The following is a 1,338-nucleotide window of genomic DNA, read 5'->3' on the forward strand; positions in this document are numbered from 1 at the left end:
CTGGAATTTTTTCTCCAGTAAGCACTCTCATACACAACTTGTATAAAAATATTCTTGTCTTATATTTTTTCATAATAAAAAACATATCCTCCATTTGTGGTAGTCCACTAATAGGGGATATGTTTAAGGCACTTGTATTAATAAATATAATAAAGAAACAAGTCACAAATTTCCAGTAAATTTATATATAAAAATAGAAGACCCTAATTTAAAAGCTTCTGAACCTATTAATGATAGTGTCAAAGAAGAAGTATATTTTCAACTATTTTGTCTAAAAGTATTCATTGATTATTACTCCTAATTTCTAATTATTTAATAAGCTTTCTAAATTAATTGCTTAAATAATTATCACAGATTTTTTTAGCTTTATAACAAATACACTTTGAAATTGAAGCTAAATTAAGAATTTCAAATTCTTAGTCATTTTAGAATGGTAAAATAGTTTATATAATAGCCAAATGATTAGAACAATGAGGGAAGTTAATAAATGAAAAAATTTGATATTGAAAACAAAAGGTTTTATAAAAAAGAGGCAACAAAATATGAAAAAACTAATGAATTAGGTCTTTGAAAATCAGAAATAGGAATTCTTAAAAAATATATTAAACCAAATCAAAGTATTATGGAAATAGGTACAGGCACGGGAAGAGTGGCTCTAAATTTAATGAATATTTTGCCTTCATTAAAAATTTTAGCTGTTGATTATTCAAAAGATATGCTCGATATGTTTCCACAAACTAAGAACATTGATTGTTCATTATTGGATATAACAGAATACAAAATTGATTTAGTTAATAAATTTGATGTTATTCTTTTTATGTTTAATGGTTTAGAAAATATAATTGAAGAATCTTGAGTTCAAAAAGCTCTAAAAAATATCAACAAATATTTAAAACCAAAAGGCTTATTTATTTTTAGTATTCATAATATGTTTTCAAAACCTGAGTATGAGACATATTGAAAACAAAAATTGTCAAAAAATAATTCCTGAGACCAAAAGACTTTGGAAATTAAGAAATATTCAGATGCAAGTGCTTTTCAACATTTTTATTTAGATGAAGATATTAAATCTAAACTTAAAGAAACAAATTTTACAATAATTGAAAAAATCAACCGTAATAAAGAATTTAAAGAATTTGATTGAGTATTAGAATATTCTGAAGATTGTGATTTCTTTGTAGTGCAAAAAAATGACTAAAAAAAGTGCGGAATTAAACATATCCCCTATTAGTGGACTACCACAAATGGAGGATATGTTTTTTATTATGAAAAAATATAAGACAAGAATATTTTTATACAAGTTGTGTATGAGAGTGCTTACTGGAGAAAAAATTCCAG

General features: G+C 24.2%; 2 protein-coding genes. One reads left to right on the top strand and one right to left on the bottom strand.

The window, feature by feature from the left end; translation table 4 throughout:
• Positions 1–123 precede the first annotated feature (123 nt).
• The gene (locus tag JXZ91_RS03030) at positions 124–285 is read right to left on the bottom strand and encodes a hypothetical protein (RefSeq protein WP_205851540.1); all 162 of its coding nucleotides are present in this window, start codon (positions 283–285) and stop codon (positions 124–126) included.
• Positions 286–487: 202 nt separating this feature from the next.
• On the opposite strand from JXZ91_RS03030, the gene JXZ91_RS03035 reads away from it, so the two are divergent.
• Positions 488–1,198, top strand: a complete 711-nt coding sequence (locus JXZ91_RS03035; RefSeq protein ID WP_205851539.1) for a class I SAM-dependent methyltransferase — start codon at positions 488–490, stop codon at positions 1,196–1,198.
• Positions 1,199–1,338 lie beyond the last annotated feature (140 nt).

It is taken from the genome of Mycoplasma enhydrae (assembly GCF_017116825.1).
In the GTDB taxonomy this organism is placed as follows: Bacteria; Bacillota_I; Bacilli_A; order Mycoplasmatales; family Metamycoplasmataceae; genus Metamycoplasma; species Metamycoplasma enhydrae.